Below are 21,197 nucleotides of genomic sequence, written 5' to 3'. Positions count from 1 at the left end.
AGGATTGCAGCTTCCGAAATAATTCCGTTACTTTGCAGCTGAATTAAACGTCTTATCGTGCACCTCAAACAACTGTTCATAGCACTCCTGCTGCTGCCGCTCCTTTCGGCCGCCGCGGGAAGGCATTCGTCTGCGCCACTCCCGGCAGCGGGAACCGCGGCGGGACATGCGGCCGCCGGAGAACGGACGCAGACCGGAGAAATCACTGCGGCCGCAAGGCTGGACGGGAACGGCGGACAGGCGGAAACGGAAGGGGGCACGGCAACCGGGGAGTTTGCGAACGCGGGCGAGGCCGACCCCGCGGGCGTCGACACGGTGATCGTGGTGGACAAGGTACAGGTAACGGCCATCAAACAGGGCATGGTGCTGCGCTCGCAGCCCGTGGCGGCAGCCATCGTCGGCAGCCGCGCCATCGAACGGGGGCATGTCGACGCCCTGAAAAACCTCTCGCAGAACGTCCCCAACTTCTACGTCCCCGACTACGGGTCGCGCATGACCTCGTCGATCTACGTCCGCGGGCTCGGGGCGCGGATCGACCAGCCTGTCATGGGGCTCAACATCGACAACGTCCCGGTGCTGAATAAGGACAATTACGACATGGAGCTGGCCGACGCCGAGCGCATCGAAGTGCTGCGGGGGCCGCAGTCGACGCTCTACGGACGCAACACGATGGGCGGGGTCATCAACGTCTACACGCTCTCGCCGCTCGCGTACGAGGGTATCCGCCTGAGCGCCGAATACGGCAGCGGCGACAGCTACCGGTTCAGGGCTTCGTCCTATTACAGGATAAACCCCGACCTGGGCATGGCCGTGACGGGCTATTACACGCATACGGGCGGGTTCTTCGAGAACCTCGCAACAGGCGAGAAATGCGACTGGGAGCGGATGGGCGGCGGACGCTGGAAGGCGCAGTGGCGCAACCGTGCGGGGCTGCGGATCGACAATACGCTGTCGTTCTCGGTGCTCGAACAGGGCGGGTATCCCTATGCCTATGCCGGCGAAGAGATCGTGCACGACGGGCAGACGGTCATCCGCCCGGGCGAGATCCGCTACAACGACCCGTGCTCCTACCGCCGCACGACCCTCAGCGACGGGCTCACGGTGCGCTACGACGCCGGCAGTTTCTCGGTGGCCTCGATCACCAGCTACCAGTATTCCGACGACGAGATGATCCTCGACCAGGATTTCCTGCCCCTTTCGTATTTCACGCTCAAACAGGCGCGTACGGAACACGCCCTCACCGAGGACATCGTATTCCGCTCGCACGAGCAGGGGGCGTACCGCTGGCTGCTGGGCGCATTCGGATTCTACCGCCACGGCACGATGAACGCCCCGGTGCATTTCAAGCAGACCGGCATCGAGGAGCTGATCCTCAAGAACGCCAACGAACACGACCCGCAATACACCTACGACGCATGGGACAACGACGAGCTGCTGCTGGGCAGCCGCTTCCGCAACCCCTCGGCAGGCGGGGCGCTCTATCACGAATCGAACTACACGGCCGGGCGCTGGCGCTTCACCGCGGGCCTGCGCTTCGACTACGAACACACCCGCCTGCGCTACCGCAGCTCCACGCAGACCGGCTACACGGCGACCAACCGCGTGAGCGGCACGACGGGGCACTACCCCCTGTCGATCGACATCCGCAATACGCTCAAGCGGAATTTCACCGAAGTACTGCCGAAATTTTCGGTGCTCTATGCCTTCGACGAGATCCACAACCTCTACGTTTCGGTGGCCAAAGGGTACAAGGCCGGCGGGTTCAACACGCAGATGTTCTCCGACGTACTCCAGCAGAAGATGATGAACGAAATGGGGTTCGGGACGGTCTACGACGCGGATAAAGTCGTGAGCTACGAACCCGAATACAGTTGGAACTACGAATTGGGCGGGCACTTTTCGTGCATGGAAGGCGCCGTGCGGGGCGATTTCGCACTCTTCTACATCGACTGCCGCGACCAGCAGCTCACGATCTTCCCCGAGGGGACGACTACCGGGCGCATGATGACCAATGCCGGACGCACGCGCAGCTTCGGCGGCGAGTTGTCGCTGCAGGTATCGCCGTGGCAGAACCTCGACATCAATGCGGCCTATGGATACACAAATGCCAAATTCGTCCGTTATAACGACGGGAAAACCGATTACAAGGGCAACTACCTGCCCTACGCGCCGCAGCATACGCTGTCCGCAAATGGGGCGTGGACGATCCCCACGGGGGTGCAGTGGCTCGGAAATATCGTCCTGCAGGCCGGTGTCCGCTGCGCGGGGCGCATCTGGTGGAACGAGGAGAATTCGCTCTCGCAGCCCTTTTATGCGCTGGTCGAAGCCTCCCTGCGTTTCGAACAGAAACACTATTCGGTCGACATATGGGGGCGCAACCTCGCGGACGCGGGTTACAACGTATTTTATTTCAAGTCCATCGGCAACGAATTCGTACAGCGCGGACGTCCCAGGACATTCGGCATAACACTGAATATTAACCTATAACGACAATAAAACAATGAAAAAACTCCTTATCCTGCTCGCCCTCGCGGCCTGTGCGGCATGCAACACCGAAGACGACAACGATAACCGGCAGACAGCCACTTTCGGGGGCACGCTCACCATTACCAGCAACCAGACCCCGTCGGCGACACCCTTTGTGACAAACAACATAAGTTTCGAACTTACGGAAGACAACAGCGGCCTATTCAAGCTCACGATGTACAACGTGCGTTTCGCGCAGTCCATGCCGATGTCACTCAATATCGTTATCCCCGAACTGAAATACGAGGACTCGGACGGCGACGGCATCTACGAACTGACGAGCACGGCCGATCCGATCATCCCCTACATCGGCGGCAAACCGTATTACAACCCGCAAACCGGCAAGGGATTCGCAATCCCGATGTTCACCGGCAGGCTCGCCAACGGCGGCCTGGAGGTGATCTTCACCTGCCGCAACGCGCAGATTCCCGTGGGCGACGAGACACTCGACCACAAGGCCGTGTACAAGGGAACGATTCTTTTGTAACTTTGCACCGAAAAACGTAACGATATGAAGGCAGAATACAAACCATTCGTAGACGAGCTCATCGAGCTCTGCATCAAGGAGGACATCGGCGACGGCGACCACACGTCGCTCTCGTGCATCCCCTCCGACGAACACGGCCGCATGCGCCTGCTGTGCAAGCAGGAGGGAATCATCGCCGGCATCGAGATCGCGCAGGTCGTATTCCACCGTCTCGACCCGGAGATGGAATTCGAGCAGGTACTCAGCGACGGCGACCGCGTGAAGCCCGGCGACGTGGCGTTCTACGTCTCGGGATGCCTGCGCTCGCTGCTGCAGGCCGAACGCATCATCCTCAACATCATGCAGCGCATGAGCGGCGTGGCTACGCAGACCGCCGTTTACGTCGACCGCCTCGCAGGGCTGCATACCCGGGTGCTCGACACGCGCAAGACCACGCCCGGCATGCGCGTGCTGGACAAGATGGCCGTGAAGATCGGCGGCGGCGAGAACCACCGCATGGGACTTTTCGACATGATCCTGCTGAAGGACAACCACATCGACTTCGCGGGCGGCATCCGCAAAGCCATCCACGGCGCCCGCGAGTACCTCCAGGCCAAGGGCAAGGATATTCCCATCGAGTGCGAAGTACGCTCGCTGGAGGACATCGACGAGGTGTTCGCCGCGGGCGGCGTCGACCGCATCATGTTCGACAATTTCACGCCTGCGATGACCCGCGAGGCCGTGAAGAAGGTCGCAGGCCGCTGCGAGACCGAGTCGAGCGGCGGCATCACGCTCTCGACGATGCGCGACTACGCCGAATGCGGCGTCGACTTCATCTCGGTCGGTGCCCTGACACACCAGATCAAGTCGCTCGACATGTCGCTCAAGGCCTGCGAATAATCAGGACGCGCTGTCGTCACAGAATCGTCCGGACAACGGTTAATCCATGAAACGCCTGCTCCATACCCCGCTGGCCCTGTTGCTGCGGCGCATCGCACTGCTCTACGCGGTACTGATGCTCTGCCGCGTGGTTTTCTATCTCTACAACGCGCAGTTGCTGGGGACGATCGGCCGGGGTGAGCTGTGGCAGCTGCTCGCCGGGGCGCTCAAGTTCGACACGGCATCGGTCGTCTATGCCAACGGGATATTCGTCCTGCTGGCGTTGCTGCCCCTGCATGTGCGCGAACGCGGCTGGTACCGCAAACTGATGTACTGGTACTACGTCGCAGTGAACGCCGTGCTGGTCGTGGCTGTCAACATGTCCGACTGCGTCTATTTCCGGTACACGCAGAAACGGTTCACCGCCGATGAAATCTTCTTTGCCGACAACAGCAATTCGGTGCAGCTCGTCGGTAAGTTCATGGCTGAAAACTGGTACCTGGTACTCGTCGCCGCAGCCCTCGTGGCGCTGCTGGCATGGGGTTACGGCCGCAAGGTGCGCGAGGAAAGCCTGCTGAGCCGCGGCTGGGCCTACTACGTCGGAAGTACGGTGATCTTCACCGCAGGTGCAGGGCTCTCGATCGCAGGCATGCGCGGCGGCATGACCCGCATGACACGACCGATCACCCTTTCGAACGCCACCCTCTATACCGACGACAGCGGCAAGGCGAACCTCATCCTGAGCAACCCGTTCTGCATCCTGCGGACGATCGGCAGCGCGGGAAGCGTCAATTACAAAAAATATTTCACCCCCGAAGAGCTGCCGCAGCATTTCACGCCCGTACACCAGCCCGCGGACAGCGCGGCGGTGAACCTGACAGGGCGCAACGTCATGGTCTTCATCATGGAGAGCATGTCGGCCGAGCATTCGGCCTACCTGATGCCGGAGGTTTATGCCGGGCGGGAAACCAAGGGCTTCACGCCGTTCCTCGACTCGCTGATGCGCGGCGGACTCTGTTTCAAACGCATGTATGCCAACGGCACGCGCTCGATACAGGCCATGCCCTCGGTGCTGGGCAGCATCCCTTCGTTCCGGACGCCGTTCGTACTGATGCCGCAATCGCTCGGTGAAAGCCGGCAGTTGCCGGCCATGCTCCGCGACCAGGGTTATTCGACGGCATTCTTCTGCGGCTCGGAATACGGCTCGATGGGATTCGGGGCTTACGCCCGCTCGGCAGGCGTCGAACGGCTCGTCAGCCGCGAGGACTACGAGGCGAAGTACGGCAAAGGCGATTTCGACGGGTACTGGGGCATTTGGGACGAACCGTTCCTGCAATTCACCGGCGAGGAGCTCTCCCGGATGCCGGAACCTTTCTTCGCCACGCTGTTCACCCTCTCGTCGCACCACCCGTTCGTCGTCCCGGCACAATACGAAGACAAACTCCCGGACGGATACACGAAGATACACAAGGGCGTGGCCTACGACGACAACGCCTTCCGGCTCTTCTTCGAGCGTTTCGGAAGCGAAGAATGGTTCCGCCGCACGCTCTTCGTATTCGTAGCCGACCATGTGTCCTCCGAAAAATTCGCCGCCCAAACCCGCAGCTATCCGGGCAACTACCATATCATCGGCTTCATGTATACCCCCGACGGCGCCTTGCGGGGCGAGGTCAGCGAGGTCGTGCAGCAGCTCGACATCATGCCCACGCTCCTGGGGCTGCTGGGCAACAGGGAGCCCTATTTCGCATTCGGGCGCGACGTGCTGAACGAACCGCAGCGACCGCAATGGTCGGTGAGCTGGGACGGGGCGTTCCAGGCCGTGACGAACGACGGCACGATCCGGTTCGACGACGCGCAGGAGACACCGGCGGCGGGTGCCGGGGACTCCCTCCTGCAGGACTTCCGCGCCCTTGTCCAGCAATACTATTCCCACGCAGAAAAAAAGAGTTACATCGTCCATGATTGAATTCAAACCCGTGCGCCTCGAGGATAAACAGACCATCGAGCGCTATACCATGCCCTCGGGCATCTATAACTGCGACCTCGCATTCGCCAACATGTACTGCTGGCAGGCGATGTATCGCAGTGCCTGGGCCGAGATCGACGGCTTCCTGGTGATCCGCTTCCAGATCGGGGGCGGGGAGAAGATCGGGTACATGCAACCCGTCGGCGAAGGGGATTTCGCCCGGATCATCCCCGCCCTGCGCGAAGACGCCCATGCGCACGGCCAGCGGCTGCGCATCATCGGCCTTACGGACGAGGGGCGCGAGATGGTTCGCAACATGCACGCCGGGCTGTTCGCGTTCGAATCCGACCGCGGGATGGAAGATTACGTTTACAACGCCGACGACCTGCGCAACCTCACGGGACGCAGGTACCAGCCCAAACGCAACCATATCAACCGTTTCATGGCGGAGTACCCCGATTTCCGGTACGAGCAACTCACGCGCGAGCGGTTCGGGGAGTGCATGCAGCTCGAACGCGAATGGCGCCGGGCCCACGAAGGGCACACCTCGGAGCTGTGCGCCGAACAGCGGGCCATGCAGCGGGCTTTCGAACATTTCGAAGAACTGGAAATGCTCGGCGGCTGTATCTACGTAGGCGACAGGCTGATCGCGTTCACATACGGTTCGGCGGTCAACGACCATACGTTCGACACGCATGTCGAGAAGGCGGACACCGACTACGACGGCGCCTTCACGATCATCAACAAACTCTTCGCACAGCACCTTCCCGCGCGTTTCACGATGATAAACCGCGAGGAAGACCTCGGGATCGACGGGTTGCGCCAGTCGAAGCTCTCCTACCACCCCGCCGTCATCCAGCACAAATATGCGGCCATCCACCTGCACCCGGACGAAATCGCCTGCAAGGAGCTGTGGACGGCTGCGTTCGGCGACGACGAACAGTTCGTCGACTCGTTCCTGATGCGCTATTACAGCCGCCGCAGGATGCTGACGGCCGAATGCGAAGGGCGTACGGCGGCCATGCTCCACCTTGTGCCGTTCGAGAGCGAGCTGGGACGGTCGACCTACATCTACGGCGTAGCGACAGCGCCCGAATTCCGCCGCCGGGGACTGGCCGGCAAGCTGATGCGCGAAGCGATGCGGCTCATCGGCGAGCAGGGCGACGAGGCGGCCTTCCTGATCCCGAGCGAGGAGTGGCTGCACGGGTTCTATGCAAAATACGGCTTCGAAGGCGCTGTCCCGGTGACATTCTCATCGCAAGACGGCTTCGATTTCGGGACGGGCAACGCCTCGAAAGACAGGGCCATGGTCTGGCGGCGAGCCCCCGGGGCTCCGCTGCCCGAGGCACTGCACTGCACTTACGCCAAGAGGTAGCATCGCCCTGCTGCGCCGCAACGCAAGGTGCGATATCGCATCCACGACAGGAAAGCCGCAGACTTTACAGTCTGCGGCTTTCCGTTTTGCATATCGTCACCCAAAGTCGTTAAGATATGGTTCCGCCGTCCACCTTGGTCGTAGTCCAGGGGACTTCTTTCACCGAAGATATCACGGCCTCCTGACCGACAACCGTCAACGTAATTTCGTACTCCACGCCAGCCAGCAGCGACGGCATGGTATCGGCCTTAATGTTTGCTGTGAATTCTTTGCCGTCGATCGTGCAGGTCACGGCAATGGTAGGCTGACCGGCCATAGGTACTACAAGCGCCTTTTCGCCGGCGGCCAGGGTAAGCGTCCCCGTCGCCGTTCCGACCGGATCCACCTTGCCGTCTACCATGTTAAGCGTGCCGGTCGCATAGATTCCACCGGTAATCTGTACCTGGGTGAGATTGGCAGCACCTGTGTATCCATTGCCGGCCGTTGCCAGAAATGAGAGTTTGGAATAGGCGTGCCCCATCTCAATGGCGACAGCTCCCGCATTGGCAGCATTGACAGACTGGTGCTGGTAGATCAAATCCTGTGCGGCCGCATCCTTTTGCGCCGTCAGCGTATATTCAGCACCACTCGCGGAGGTAGTCACGGCCAAAGCCGCAGGCGCCCATGCCACCAGCGTACCGCCCGTACGATCCACCAAAATAGGATCGCCCTCGACAGTCCATGCATCGGCACTATATTTCACCAGTTTCGTTGCAGCGGTAACGCCGGGAATAAAAACATTGAAATCGGCTGCGTACGGTTTCGCCTCGGCACGCGTAACGACATCGAGTGTCGTCACACCTACGAAATGTACAGGCGCGATTTCAGGCTGGGGGGGGGTAACTTCGTCCTGTTTATCGCAAGAACAGAAAACGGCCGAAGCCATGGCTGCAGCGGCAGCGGCATAGTAAAAAAGTTTCATTTAGATAGTTTATTAAATTGTTATACATTTTTTGGACGGCCTGCAACCCGCTCAAACGAATTCAACCGACAGCCCCAATTATCCTCTCTTACAGAACGAAATCATTTACACAACACATAATTGTTTACTTCGCAACACACAATTTCGCTCTTTAATGACATTCAAAGTTAAATAAAAACCATCACATTGTACCATATGAACCGCAGAAGCATACATAAAAAGCATTTTTGTATACCATATCGAGCTACTTAATATAGCTCGTGGGCGGATATGATTACAGCTTCCTAAAAATCGACGGGAAAGGCGCCTGAACCCGGCAAAATACCGGACATGCATTGCTCGAAGCAGGCCGCAGAAAAACCGCCCCCCCCAACGGCAAAGGCCGGAAAAAGGCAAGGCACTAAAAAACCCGAAGTTTTCACTTCGGGTTTTGCGGGGGAGAGCCCGGAGGCGAACAACGCCCGGGTCAGGCGATTCGGGGCTATTTCCGTGCGATACGCCGCAGGAAGCACTCGATCGTATTCTCCATCAGGCAGCAGATCGTCATCGGCCCCACGCCGCCGGGAACAGGGGTGATGATCGACGCCTTGGGCTCGATAGCAGCGAAATCGACGTCACCGCACAGCTTGCCGGTTTCGGGATCGCGGTTGACCCCCACGTCGATCACCACGGCACCGTCACGCACCATATCCGCCGTTACGAACTTCGGGCGGCCGATCGCCACGACCAGGATGTCGGCGCGGCGCGTCACCTCGCCCAGGTTACGCGTACGGCTGTGCGCCATGGTCACGGTGGCATTGGCATCCAACAACAATTTCGAGACGGGAAGCCCGACGATATTGCTGCGGCCGATCACCACGGCCTCCTTGCCGGCGATCTCCACGCCCGCAGCCCGCAGCATTTTGAGGATACCTTTCGGCGTACAGGGCAGCGTACAGGGCTGTTTCTGCCACAAAGCCGCCACATTGAGGGGATGGAAGCCGTCGACATCCTTCTCCTTGTCGATCGCGGCGATCACCTTGTCCTCGTCGATATGCTTGGGCAGGGGCAGCTGCACCAGGATTCCGTCGACGCCTTCGTCGGCATTCAGGTCGGCGATGATGCCGAGCAACTCGGCCTCGGAGACCGACTCCGGCTTACGGATCGTCGTATTGCGGATGCCGACCTCGGCCGAGGCCTTGGCCTTGCCCGTCACATAGGAGACGCTGCCCGGGTCTTCGCCCACGAGGATTACGACCAGATGCGGCACGCGTCCGTATTTCGCGCCGAAGGCAGCCACTTCGGCGGCCATTTCGGCCTTGAGTTTTGCTGAGAGTTCTTTTCCGCTGATAACCATACCTTAATATATAACTATTTTTCAAATGCCCAATGTCCGATGTCGGTGCGATGGAAGAGGTTGTCGCATTCGATGCGTGCGACATCCCGCAGCGCATTGGCGTGCGCCTCGGCGAGCGTGGCTCCTTTGCCCACGACGAACAGCACGCGGCCGCCCGAGGTGAGGATGCGGCTGCCGTCGGCCTTAGTCCCCATGTGGTAAAGGGCGCCTTCCACCCGGTCGAGCCCCCTGATCTCGCAGCCCTTTTCATAGTCTCCGGGATAGCCTTTCGAGGCGAGCACGATGCCGAGCGTGGCGAAATCGTGCCATACGAGCTGCGTATCGCCGCCGTCGGCCACAGCGCAGAAGATATCCACGATGTCGCTTTTCAGGCGCGGCAGCACGACCTCGGTTTCGGGGTCGCCGAAACGGGCGTTGAATTCGATGACCTTGATCCCTTGCGGGGTCTTCATCAGGCCGCCGTAAAGCACGCCTTCGAACGGGCAGCCCTCGGCGACCATCGCGTCGGCGGTCGGTTGCAACACCTTCTCGAGCGCATAGCGTTCATCCTCGGCCGTGATGAACGGCAGGGGCGAATATGCGCCCATACCGCCCGTATTGGGCCCCTTGTCGCCGTCGAATGCCCGCTTGTGATCCTGCGCCAGCACCATCGGCCATACCTTATGCCCGGAGACGAAGCACATGAACGAAAATTCAGGCCCCGTGAGGAAATCCTCGACGACGACCTTGCCCGCGCCGAATTTGTCGTCGAGCAACATGTCCTTCAGGGCGGCATCGGCCTCCTCCATCGTCTCGGCGATCACCACGCCCTTGCCCGCGGCCAGCCCGTCGTATTTCAGCACGGCAGGCAGCGGACGCGAAGCGACATAGTCCATCGCCGCGGCATAATCGGTGAAGGCCCGGTAACCGGCCGTCGGAATGGCGTATTTGGCCATCAGGTCTTTGGCGAACTCCTTGCTCGACTCGATACGCGCGGCAGCCTTCGTAGGGCCGAAAGCCCGCAGCCCGGCGGCCTTGAACGCATCGACCACACCCGCCGCCAACGCCACCTCGGGGCCGACGACCGTAAGACCGATGCCGTTCTGCGCCGCAAAATCGCGCAGCCGCTCCACCTCCGTCTCGCGGATAGCCACGCACTCGGCCTGCGCCGCAATACCCGCATTGCCGGGGGCGCAAAATATCTTCTCCACCCGGGGCGAGCGCGACAGCGCATCCACAATTGCATGTTCACGGCCACCGCCGCCAATAACCAAAACTTTCATACGAATACGAATTAACAGTTTTCACCGCCGTTATGCCGCCGGACGATGTATGCACGGCCTGCCGCCGCTCACAAGTCCGGCACTCTCCCCAAGCCCCTCCCTCGGGAGAGGCTTGTCGCAGCGGCAAAAGTTTTTATTTATACCGTCCGATTTCCGATCGCCACGGAAGCGGATTTCACCTTGGCGAAGTCCGCTCCGGGCGGGAAACAGGATGCTGTGCCCCGCCCGAAGCGGGCACGGTGAGGCGAAAGGTGCCGCGATAATCGAAAATCAATGTTTGAAATGGCGCTCGCCCGTGAATACCATGGCGATGCCCTTCTCGTCGGCCTTCCGGATCGAGTCCTCGTCACGTACCGAACCGCCCGGCTGCACGATGGCCGTCACGCCGTATTCGGCAGCCAGCGTCACGCAGTCGTCGAAGGGGAAGAAGCCGTCCGAAGCCAGCACCAGCCCTTCGGTGACGCCGGCGGCATGCGCCTGCCGGAGGGCGATCTCGGCCGAGCCGATGCGGTTCATCTGCCCGGCGCCCACGCCCAACGTACGGCCGTCCCTGACGGCGACGATGGCGTTCGACTTGACGTGCTTGACGATATGCCAGCCGAAATTCAGGTCGTCCATCTGTGCCGCGGCAGGTTTTGCCTTCGTCACGCACATATCGGCCGTGACGGTTTTCGTCACCACGTCAAGCTCCTGCACCAGCAGGCCGCCATTGACGCTGACATATTGCTTGGGGTCGACGGCCCCCTGCTGCATATCAACCTCCAGCAGCCGCAGGTTTTTCTTCGTACAGAGCACTTCGAGCGCCCCTTCGTCGAATTTCGGCGCCATGATGATCTCGAGGAAAATCGATTTCATCAACACGGCCGCCTCGCGCGTTACGGTGCGGTTCGTGGCGACGATACCCCCGAAGATCGACACCTTGTCGGCCTCGTAAGCCTTCGTCCAGGCATCCACGACATCCTTGCCGACGGCAGCACCACAGGGATTCATGTGTTTGAGCCCCACGCAGAACGGCTCATCGAACTCGCGGACGATACACAGCGCGGCATTGGCATCCTGGATATTGTTGTACGACAACTCCTTGCCGTTGAGCTGGCGGGCAAAAGCCAGCGAATAAGGCACCTCTTTCTCCTCACGGTAGAACTTGGCCGACTGGTGGGGGTTCTCCCCGTAGCGCAGCGACTGCACGAGGTCGAATTCAAGGAACAGCTTCTCGTTAAGCCCGGCCTGTGCACGCATATAGGCCGCGATCATCGCATCGTACTCAGCCGTATGGGTGTATGCTTTGGCCGAAAGTTTCAGGCGCGTAGCCTTTTCGGTATTGCCGGCAGTGCGGATCTCGTTCAAAATCAAGTCATAGTCCGCAGGGTCGCAGACCACCGTGACGTCGGCCCAGTTCTTGGCGGCCGAACGCAGCATCGAAGGGCCGCCGATGTCGATGTTCTCGATGGCGTCCTCCATCTTCACATCGGGTTTGGCAATGGTCTGGCGGAACGGGTAGAGGTTCACACAGACCATGTCGATAAATTCGATATTGTTATCTTTCAGGGCTTTCAGGTGTTCGGGATCGTCGCGTCGCGCCAGCAGGCCGCCGTGCACGTTGGGGTGCAGGGTCTTGACGCGGCCGTCGCAGATCTCGGGAAAGCCCGTCACGTCGCTGATGTTGATTACTTCCACCCCGCTGTCGGCCAGCAGTTTCATCGTGCCGCCCGTGGCGATCACCTCCCAACCCAGGGCACGCAGGCCCTTGGCGAAATCAACGACACCCGTTTTGTCGCTGACACTGATTAATGCACGCATATCGTTATTATTCCTTTAATAATTTATTTATCGTTTCTATATAAAGCGGATATTCCACCGCATGGATCCGGGCTTCCAGCTCGGCGATGTCGTCGCCGTCGTATCCGAACGCCCGCTGGGAGATGATCTTCCCGCCGTCGAGCGTCGCATCGACATAATGGATCGTCACACCGAAGACCTTGACGCCGTATTCCAGCGCCTGTTCGATGGCATGTGCCCCGCGGAATGCCGGCAGCAGCGAAGGGTGGATGTTGACGATCCGTCCGCCGTAAGCCCCCAGCAGCACGTCGCCGACGATACGCATGTACCCCGCCAAGCAGACCAGCTCCACGCCGGCTTGGTCGAGCCGCCGCACGATCTCGCGCTCGTAGTCGGCCTTCGAGGCATACTCTTTCGGGGCGAATACGAATGCCTCGACCCCGTGCCCCGCAGCCCGCTGCACAACCCCGGCGCCGGGTTTGTCGCAGACCATCAGCACCACCCGGGCCGGGATCTCCCCCCGCTCGCAAGCCGTGGCGATGGCCTCGAAGTTCGTGCCGCTGCCGCTGGCAAAGACCGCAAGGCGTCGCACGGCCTTAGCGGATTACGACACCCTCGGTGTCCGTGACGCGTCCGATGACGGCCGCCTTCTCGCCCTGCTCCGCAAGGATGGCGATGGCTTTCCCCGCCTGCGATGCATCGAGGGCGATGACCATGCCGATGCCCATGTTGAAGATGTTGAACATCTCGCGGTGGGCCACCTTGCCGTATTTCTCGAGGAAGCGGAACACGGGCAGGATCTCCCAAGTGCCCTCCTCGATCTCGAGCCCCTGTCCTTCGTGCAGAATGCGGGGGATATTTTCGTCGAACCCTCCGCCCGTGATATGGCTGATGCCGTGTACGTCGCAGCTGCGGATCACTTCGAGCACCTGCTTCACGTAGATCTTCGTCGGGGTGAGCAGCACTTCGCCCAGCAGTTTGTTCGACAACTCGGGATAGACCTTGTGCAGATCCAGGCAGTTATCCGCAAGAATCTTACGCACGAGGCTGAAGCCGTTGGAGTGCACGCCGCTCGAGGCGATGCCCACCAGCACATCGCCGGCCCTGACCTTCGATCCGTCGATGAGCTTCGATTTCTCGACCACGCCGACCGTGAAACCGGCGATGTCGTACTCGCCCTCGGAGTACATGCCCGGCATTTCGGCCGTCTCGCCGCCGACCAGCGCACAACCCGCCTGGCGGCAGCCGTCGGCAACACCGCTCACGATGGCCTCGATCTTCTGGGGTTCGTTATGGCCTACGGCGACATAGTCGAGGAACACCAGCGGCTCGGCACCCTGCGCCAGCACGTCGTTGACGCACATGGCCACGGCATCGACGCCGATCGTGTCGTGCTTGTCCATCTCGAACGCCAGCTTGAGCTTCGTGCCCACGCCGTCGGTACCGCTCACCAGCACCGGCTCCTTCACGTTCAGCGCCGAGAGGTCGAACATGCCTCCGAATGCACCGATATTGCCCATCACGCCCAGGCGCGAGGTCGATGCCACGTGTTTCTTGATGCGCCGCACCACTTCGTATCCGGCCTCGAGGTTCACGCCGGCCTTCTCATAACTCTGTGCCATTATAATCTTCCTTTAACAGTCCTTAACATTTTACGTCTTTGTTCACCTCATCGACCGACTGGTACAACGCCGTGGGATAGTGCCCCGTGAAGCAGGCCATGCACAAATCCTTGCGGTTCCCCGCCCTGAGCAGTGCCCCGGGCGACAGGAACGCCAGCGAATCGGCGCATATCTCCGCCCGGACACCGTCCACCTCCTTGCGCGCCGAGATCAGCTCGTCGCGGGTCGAGGTATCCACCCCGTAGAAGCAGGGGTGCGTCATCGGGGGACTGGCAATGCGCACGTGCACCTCGGTGGCCCCCGCCTCCTTGAGCATCGTGACGATGCGGCGCGAGGTCGTACCGCGCACGATCGAATCGTCGACCAGCACCACGCGCTTGCCCTTGACGATCGTCCGCACGGCCGAGAGCTTCATGCGCACCCCTTTCTCGCGCAGCTCCTGCGAAGGCTGGATGAACGTACGGCCGATGTACTTGTTCTTGATAAGCCCCATTTCATACGGCAGGCCGCTCGCCTCGGCATAGCCCATCGCGGCGCTGAGGCTCGAGTCGGGAACCCCGACCACGATGTCCGCCTCGGCAGGCGCCTCGCCGAAGAGCAGGCGCCCCGACTCCTTGCGGTAGGCATGGACGTTGCACCCTTCGATGTCGCTGTCGGGACGTGCAAAGTAGATATACTCCATCGAGCACATCTCGCAACGCTTATACTGCGAGAAATCGCGGCTCCGGATGCCCTCGCTGTCGATCGTGACGATCTCGCCCGGCTCGACGTCGCGGACGAACTCCGCACCCAGCACGTCGAAGGCACAGGTTTCGCTCGACACGACATAACCGTCGCCCAGCCGGCCGATCGACAGCGGCCGCAGGCCGTATTTGTCACGGCAGGCATAGATGCGGTTGGCGGTCATGATCAGGAATGCAAAAGCCCCCTCGATCATATTCAGTGCGTCGATGATCGAATAGATGCGCGGACGGTCGTGGTATTTGGTCTCCTTCTTGATCAGGTGCGCCAGGATCTCGCTGTCCGAGGTCGACTGGAAGAGGCTCCCCTTGTTCTCGAGATAAATTCGCAACAACGCCGAATTGACGATATTACCGTTGTGCGCCAGCGCGAAATCGCCCGTGTTGTGGCGGAAAAGGAACGGTTGCACGTTCTCGATGCCACCACCGCCGGCGGTGGTATAGCGCACATGCCCGATGGCCATGTCGCCCTTGAGCGTCGAGAGCTTTTCCTCGTCGAACACCTCGGTGACCAGGCCGCCGCCCTTGATGCGGCGGAACGTCGCGTCCCGGTCGACGGTCACGATACCGGCACCCTCCTGTCCGCGGTGCTGCAAGGCATGCAGGCCATAATAGGTCAGCGACGCAGCGTCCTTGACTCCGAAGACGCCGAACACCCCGCACTCCTCATGCAACTCGCGGTCGCTAATCTGCCCCATCACCATTACCCGACGATTTTCTGCAAACGTGCCAAAATCTCCTCGTAAGCCTCGCGCACCTTGCCCAGGTCACGACGGAAACGATCTTTGTCGAGTTTCTCGTTGGTCGTCATGTCCCACAGACGGCAGGTATCGGGCGACACTTCGTCGGCGAGCACGATCTCCCCGTCCGACGTGCGGCCGAACTCGATCTTGAAGTCCACGAGTTTGATGTTCATCTTGGCAAAAAGGTTGCGCAGGATCTCGTTGATACGCGAGGTCATGGCGTAGATCAGTTCGAGTTCCTCGTAGGTCACGGCACCCAATGCCACAGCGTGGTGGTCGTTGATCAGCGGGTCGCCCAGCTCGTCCTTCTTGTAGCAGATGTCGTAGATGACGTTCGACGGCTGCGTCCCCTCCTCGATGCCGAGGCGCTGGGCCATCGAACCGGCGATAACATTGCGCACAATCACCTCCAGCGGGATGATCGTCACCCGGCGGCACACCTGATCGCGGTCGTTGATCGTCTCGATATAGTGGGTCTTGACACCCGACTTCTGAAGCTCCTTGAAAATCAGGGTCGAGATGGCGTTGTTCAGCACGCCCTTGTTTTCGATCGTGGCTTTCTTGATGTTGTTGAAAGCCGTTGCCGCATCCTTGTAGTGGATGATGATCTTGTCGGGATCGTCGGTGCGGAAAACCTGTTTTGCCTTGCCTTCGTAGAGCATTTCGAGCTGTTTCATGGTGTTTGTGAGTTTAAGTTTTATGTTGTACTAATTTTTGCGGAAATAGTCGACGGCATTGCGGAACAGCGACTGCTCCTTCTCGCCTGCAATATTTTTGAAAAGGTTTTTCTCGTAACGCTCCGTATGCCCCATCTTGCCGAGGATCTGGCCGTCACGCGACACCAGGCCCTCGATGGCATACGACGAACCGTTGGGGTTGTACGGCGCCTCGGCCGTCGCACGCCCTTCGGGATCGACATACTGGAAGGCCACCTGCCCGTTGGCGAACAGCTCCCGGGCAAGTTCTTCGCTCACGACGAACTTGCCTTCGCCGTGGCTGACAGCGATCGAGTGGATGTCGCCCAGACCAAAGCCCGCAAGCCACGGGGAGTTGAGCGTCGAGACGCGCGTCGAGACGATCTGCGAAATATGGCGGTTGATGTCGTTGCGGAACAGCGTCGGCGAATCCTTGGTCACCATGCCCAGGCGGCCGTAAGGCAGCAGGCCGGATTTGACGAGCGCCTGAAAACCGTTGCAGATGCCGAGGATCAGCCCGCCGCGGTCGAGCAACGCATGGATTTCATCGCGTATATCCTTATTGTTGAGTACGTTGACGATAAACTTAGCGCTGCCGTCGGGTTCGTCGCCCGACGAGAAGCCGCCGCTCAGCACGAAGATATGGGCGCGGCGGATATGTTCCTTCATTTCGCGGATCGAACGCAGGATGTCGTCGCCCCCGAGGTTACACAACACGCTCATTTCGACCTCGGCCCCGGCCTTGCGGAATGCCTTGGCCGTGTCGTAGTCGCAGTTGGTGCCCGGGAACACGGGGATATAGACCAGCGGATGTTCGACGGCTTCGCCCCGATAGGCGAAAGTCCGGGGTGCGGGCTCCGAAGTCATCACCCCGGCATGGTTCTCCCCCTTGTCGGGGTAAACGGCCGCGAATTTCTCGGTATTGGCCTTGTAGAGGGCGTCGAGCGGCATTTTCACGCCGTTGACGGTCAACGCCCCATCGGCTGCGGTCATACCCAGCAGCCCGGCCGCAGGATGGGTCAGTTCGACAGCGCTCTCGACAAGGATCGAACCATAGGCGTATCCGAAGAGTTCCGCCTCGTCCATCTCCACCTCGGCGCCGATGCGGTTGCCGAAAGCCATCTTGGCAAGACCTTCGGCGACACCTCCGAAGCCCACCGACCATGCGGCGAGGATATTGCCGCGTTCGATATTTTCGCTGACAAAGCCGAAGTTGTCCTTCAGCTGCGCCGTGTCGGGCATATGGTTCTCCCTGGGCGTATGGCGCACCAGGTAGATACGGTTGCCGGCCTTCTTGAAATCGGTCGAAATGACCGTCCCGGCATTCACCGTCGTGATGCCGAAGGCCATCAGCATGGGCGGAACGTTGATATGCTGGAACGTGCCCGACATCGAGTCCTTGCCGCCGATCGAGGGCAGGCCCAGTTCGACCTGCATCTTCAGCGCACCGAGCAGGGCACCCAGCGGCTTGCCCCACGAGCGGGGATCGCGGGTCATGCGTTCGAAATATTCCTGGTATGAGTAACGCATCCTGTCATAACGCGCGCCCGCAGCCACGACCTTGGCAGCAGCTTCGACGACGGCATACGCAGCACCGTGGTAAGGGCTCCACGAGGCCAGGTAGGGATTGTAGCCGAAGGCCATGATGCTGGCCGTGTCGGTGTAACCGTCGGTCGGGAGTTTCTGCACCGACACCTGCGTTTCGCTGCCCTGCGTGCGGCCGCCGAACGGCATCAGCACAGTGGAACGGCCGATCGTCGAATCGAACATCTCGATCAGGCCGCGCTGCGAGACGACATTGTTGTCGCGCAGGTTCTCCTCGAAGCGTTCGGCAAACGTCGCGCCCTCGACCTCGCGGGCAAAGGGATCGCGGTTCTCCACCTCGCCGATCATGGCTTCGGCATAGTGCTTCGCCCCGGCGCTGTCGATGAATTCACGCGCGAGGTCTACGACTTTGCGCCCTTTGTTGAACATCCGCATACGGGCCGTATCCGTCACGTCGGCCACCTCGACCGCCTCGATATTCTCCTCGCGGCAGTAGCCCATGAATTCGGCGACGTCCTTCGCCTCGACGACCACGGCCATACGCTCCTGCGACTCGCTGATCGCCAGTTCCGTGGAATTCAGGCCGCTGTACTTGGTCTTCACACGGTCGAGGTAGATGTCCAGCCCGTCGGCCAGCTCGCCGATGGCGACGCTGACGCCGCCTGCACCGAAGTCGTTCGATTTCTTGATGAGCCGCGTCACCTCGGGGCGGCGGAACAGGCGTTCGAGTTTGCGCTCCTCGGGGGCATTGCCCTTCTGCACCTCGCTGCCGCAGGTTTCGAGCGACTTGGTATTGTGCTCTTTCGACGAACCCGTGGCGCCGCCGATACCGTCACGCCCCGTGCGGCCACCCAGCATGACGATCTTGTCGCCCGGGACGGGTTTTTCGCGGCGGACGTTTTCAGCCTTCACGGCACCGACCACGGCACCAACTTCGAGGCGCTTGGCCACATAGTCGTCGTGGTAAATCTCGCGCACATGGGTCGTTGCCAGCCCGATCTGATTGCCGTAACTGGAGTAGCCCGCGGCGGCCTTCTTCGAAATGACGCTCTGCGGGAGCTTGCCTTCGAGCGTATCGCCCACCTTCTGGTAGATATTGCCGGCACCCGTTACGCGCATGGCCTGGTAGACGTAGCTGCGCCCCGACAACGGGTCGCGGATAGCGCCGCCCAGACAGGTCGAAGCGCCGCCGAACGGCTCGATCTCGGTCGGGTGGTTATGGGTTTCGTTCTTGAATTGCAGGAGCCACTTCTCGGTCGCCCCGTCGACATCGACATCTACGTATACCGAGCAGGCGTTGTTCTCGTCGCTCACTTCCAGGTCGTCCAGCAGCCCTTTCTTGCGCAGGTAGCGGGCGCCGATGGTCGCCATGTCCATCAGGCAGATGCTCTTGTGCTCGCGCCCCAGTTCGCGGCGGATGCGCAGGTAGAGGGCCAGCGAATCCTCGATCTCGTCCTTTACGAACGATTCCTCGACCGTGATGCCCTCCAGCTCGGTGGTGAAGGTCGTATGGCGGCAGTGGTCGCTCCAATAGGTGTCGAGGATGCGCAGCTCGGTCTCATAGGGATCGCGCCCCTCGGCACGGAAATATTTCACCACCTCGCGCAGGTCGTCGGCATTCATCGCCAGCCCGTACCGCTTGCAGCAGGGTTCTAGTTCGGCGTCGGTCATCTTGGTGAAGCCTTCCAGCACGGCGACGGGCTTCACCTCGGCCTGTTCCATGTCGGTCAGCACGTCCAGATTCTTCTCGCGCGACTCGACCGCGTTGATATAGTAATGGCGGATGCGCGCCAGATCTTCGTCGGAAACGGCATCGTCGAACAGCAACAGCTTCGACGAGCGGATGCGCACCTGGGCCGACGGGTCGATCAGCCGCACGCAGTCGACGGCCGACGCGGCACGTTGGTCGAACTGGCCGGGGAGGTACTCCACGGCGATGTATTTCCGTCCCGCCAGGTCGCACGAATCGGTCACGCTGTCGGTTACCACTTCGCCAAAGACGCTGTAACGGCTCTTTTCGAGCAGCTCTCGGCTGAACCCGAACAGGTCGTAGACGTTGAGCAACCGCAGGCTGCGGATGTCCAGGTTCAGATTGGTGTTCAGCTCCCGGCGCAGGCTGTCGGCCTCGACCCGGAAACGGGGATGTTTCTCAACAAAAATCCGGTAGTTTTCCATGTTATTTCGTTTGCACTTATTTTACGAATCTGTCGGCCCACGCGGCACCGTATTCCCCGGCGTCCATCCCGACGAAGGTGATATGCCCCATCTTGCGCTTCGGACGGCTCTCGGTCTTGCCGTAAAGGTGGACATGGACACCCGGGCGGTTTTCGGCGGCGACTCTCTCGGCCGCTTCGAGATCCTGCCCCAAAATGTTCTTCATCACGGTCGGCGCCACGAGCCGCGGCTCCTGCAACGGTTCGCCCAGCAGGAAGCGCACCAGTTCGCGGAACTGGTTGGTCGTGCACCCCTCGATGGTATAGTGCCCCGAATTGTGGGGCCGCGGCGCCATTTCGTTGAAATAGAACTCCCCGTCGCGGATGAAGAACTCGATGGCGAGGATCCCGCGGTAGCGGCAGGATTTCATGAACCGCTCGCCGGCCGCAGCCATGCGGCTGCGCAGGCCGTCGTCGATCCCCTCGGCGGGGACGAAGCACAGGTCGAGGATGCCGTCGCGGTGGACGTTCCGCCCGATGGGGAAATGGATGACGCGCTCCCCGTCCGAGACCATCACGATGCTGGCTTCGAAATCGAACGGCACGAACGCCTCCAGAATGCAGGGTACGGAGAGCATCGGCAGCGCACGCGGCACGTCGGCCTCGCCCTTCAACACCAATTGCCCGTGGCCGTCGTATCCCAGCGTACGGGTCTTGAGCACCGCCGGGAATCCTATCTCGGCCAAGGCGGCACGCAGCGACGCCTCGTCGTCCACGGCGGCGTACAGGGGCGTCCGCAGCCCGTTGGCGCGGGCATTGTCCTTCTCGCGCAGGCGATCCTGCGAATCGTAGAGCGGGCGGAAACCCTGCGGGATGTTGTATTTCTTTTCCAGCGGGATCAGCACGCTGCCCGGGACGTTTTCGAATTCGTAGGTCACCACATCGCTGCGGCGGCAAAGCTCTTCGAGCGCCGCGGCATCGTCATACGCCGCCACGATGTGCCCGTCGCTCAGCGCGAACGCGGGGGCGTCGGGCGCAGGGTCGAGGCACAGCGTGCGCGCCCCGAGCAGGTGCGCCTGCTCGACGATCATCAGCCCCAGCTGACCGCCGCCGATGATACCGATCGTTTTCGTTTTCTCTGCCATAGCC

Annotated in this window: 15 protein-coding genes; 5 read left to right on the top strand and 10 right to left on the bottom strand. The window is 60.8% G+C overall.

The genetic code is table 11. From position 1 onward, the window contains the following. Nucleotides 1-57 precede the first annotated feature (57 nt). From DW189_RS11215 to DW189_RS11195, 5 genes are read left to right on the top strand one after another with little or no spacing between them, the layout of a single operon-like run. Nucleotides 58-2,487 carry a TonB-dependent receptor gene (locus DW189_RS11215; protein WP_390613258.1) on the top strand — a complete coding sequence of 810 codons (2,430 nt, stop codon included), beginning with the start codon at nucleotides 58-60 and terminating at the stop codon, nucleotides 2,485-2,487. Nucleotides 2,488-2,500: 13 nt separating this feature from the next. After that, complete coding sequence (locus DW189_RS11210) at nucleotides 2,501-3,013, top strand: hypothetical protein (protein ID WP_117508195.1); 513 nt, start codon at nucleotides 2,501-2,503, stop codon at nucleotides 3,011-3,013. Nucleotides 3,014-3,037: 24 nt separating this feature from the next. Further along, entirely contained in the window at nucleotides 3,038-3,892 is an 855-nt protein-coding gene (gene nadC, locus DW189_RS11205; RefSeq protein WP_117508193.1) for a carboxylating nicotinate-nucleotide diphosphorylase, read from the top strand. 46 nt (nucleotides 3,893-3,938) lie between these two features. Continuing rightward, on the top strand, nucleotides 3,939-5,837 hold the full coding sequence (locus DW189_RS11200) for an LTA synthase family protein (protein ID WP_117508191.1): 1,899 nt from the start codon (nucleotides 3,939-3,941) through the stop codon (nucleotides 5,835-5,837). Next, the gene (locus DW189_RS11195; protein WP_117508189.1) at nucleotides 5,830-7,212 is read left to right on the top strand and encodes a GNAT family N-acetyltransferase; all 1,383 of its coding nucleotides are present in this window, start codon (nucleotides 5,830-5,832) and stop codon (nucleotides 7,210-7,212) included. The genes DW189_RS11200 and DW189_RS11195 overlap by 8 nt, the downstream gene beginning before the upstream one ends. Nucleotides 7,213-7,321: 109 nt before the next feature. On the opposite strand, the gene DW189_RS11190 is transcribed toward DW189_RS11195, so the two are convergent. The 10 genes from DW189_RS11190 to purK all read right to left on the bottom strand — a co-directional run bounded on the left by DW189_RS11190 (nucleotide 7,322) and on the right by purK (nucleotide 21,193). Then, nucleotides 7,322-8,173 carry a fimbrillin family protein gene (locus DW189_RS11190; protein ID WP_117508188.1) on the bottom strand — a complete coding sequence of 284 codons (852 nt, stop codon included), beginning with the start codon at nucleotides 8,171-8,173 and terminating at the stop codon, nucleotides 7,322-7,324. Between the two features lie 481 nt (nucleotides 8,174-8,654). After that, nucleotides 8,655-9,509: a bifunctional methylenetetrahydrofolate dehydrogenase/methenyltetrahydrofolate cyclohydrolase FolD gene (folD, locus tag DW189_RS11185; RefSeq protein ID WP_117508186.1), complete on the bottom strand. Its 855-nt coding sequence runs from the start codon at nucleotides 9,507-9,509 to the stop codon at nucleotides 8,655-8,657. Between the two features lie 14 nt (nucleotides 9,510-9,523). Continuing rightward, on the bottom strand, nucleotides 9,524-10,771 hold the full coding sequence (purD, locus tag DW189_RS11180; protein WP_117508184.1) for a phosphoribosylamine--glycine ligase: 1,248 nt from the start codon (nucleotides 10,769-10,771) through the stop codon (nucleotides 9,524-9,526). Nucleotides 10,772-11,041: 270 nt separating this feature from the next. Beyond that, on the bottom strand, nucleotides 11,042-12,571 hold the full coding sequence (purH, locus tag DW189_RS11170; protein ID WP_117508180.1) for a bifunctional phosphoribosylaminoimidazolecarboxamide formyltransferase/IMP cyclohydrolase: 1,530 nt from the start codon (nucleotides 12,569-12,571) through the stop codon (nucleotides 11,042-11,044). Nucleotides 12,572-12,578: 7 nt separating this feature from the next. Further along, entirely contained in the window at nucleotides 12,579-13,142 is a 564-nt protein-coding gene (gene purN, locus DW189_RS11165) for a phosphoribosylglycinamide formyltransferase (RefSeq protein WP_055202500.1), read from the bottom strand. 4 nt (nucleotides 13,143-13,146) lie between these two features. Further along, nucleotides 13,147-14,172 carry a phosphoribosylformylglycinamidine cyclo-ligase gene (purM, locus tag DW189_RS11160; protein WP_117508178.1) on the bottom strand — a complete coding sequence of 342 codons (1,026 nt, stop codon included), beginning with the start codon at nucleotides 14,170-14,172 and terminating at the stop codon, nucleotides 13,147-13,149. A gap of 22 nt (nucleotides 14,173-14,194) precedes the next feature. Beyond that, on the bottom strand, nucleotides 14,195-15,616 hold the full coding sequence (gene purF / locus DW189_RS11155; protein WP_018695107.1) for an amidophosphoribosyltransferase: 1,422 nt from the start codon (nucleotides 15,614-15,616) through the stop codon (nucleotides 14,195-14,197). Then, nucleotides 15,616-16,332, bottom strand: coding sequence for a phosphoribosylaminoimidazolesuccinocarboxamide synthase (purC, locus tag DW189_RS11150; RefSeq protein ID WP_022332483.1), 717 nt, complete (start codon nucleotides 16,330-16,332; stop codon nucleotides 15,616-15,618). The genes purF and purC overlap by 1 nt, the downstream gene beginning before the upstream one ends. 30 nt (nucleotides 16,333-16,362) lie before the next feature. Further along, nucleotides 16,363-20,070: a phosphoribosylformylglycinamidine synthase gene (locus DW189_RS11145; RefSeq protein ID WP_117508176.1), complete on the bottom strand. Its 3,708-nt coding sequence runs from the start codon at nucleotides 20,068-20,070 to the stop codon at nucleotides 16,363-16,365. Between the two features lie 16 nt (nucleotides 20,071-20,086). Continuing rightward, nucleotides 20,087-21,193 (bottom strand): 5-(carboxyamino)imidazole ribonucleotide synthase, encoded by a 1,107-nt coding sequence (purK, locus tag DW189_RS11140; RefSeq protein ID WP_117508174.1) that lies wholly within the window; start codon nucleotides 21,191-21,193, stop codon nucleotides 20,087-20,089. Between the last annotated feature and the right edge of the window lie 4 nt (nucleotides 21,194-21,197).

The sequence above is a fragment of the Alistipes sp. AM16-43 genome (genome assembly GCF_003435745.1).
Lineage (GTDB): Bacteria > Bacteroidota > Bacteroidia > Bacteroidales > Rikenellaceae > Alistipes > Alistipes onderdonkii.
The sequence above is the reverse complement of the archived record's forward strand: the minus strand, read 5'-3'. Positions and strand labels throughout refer to the sequence as shown.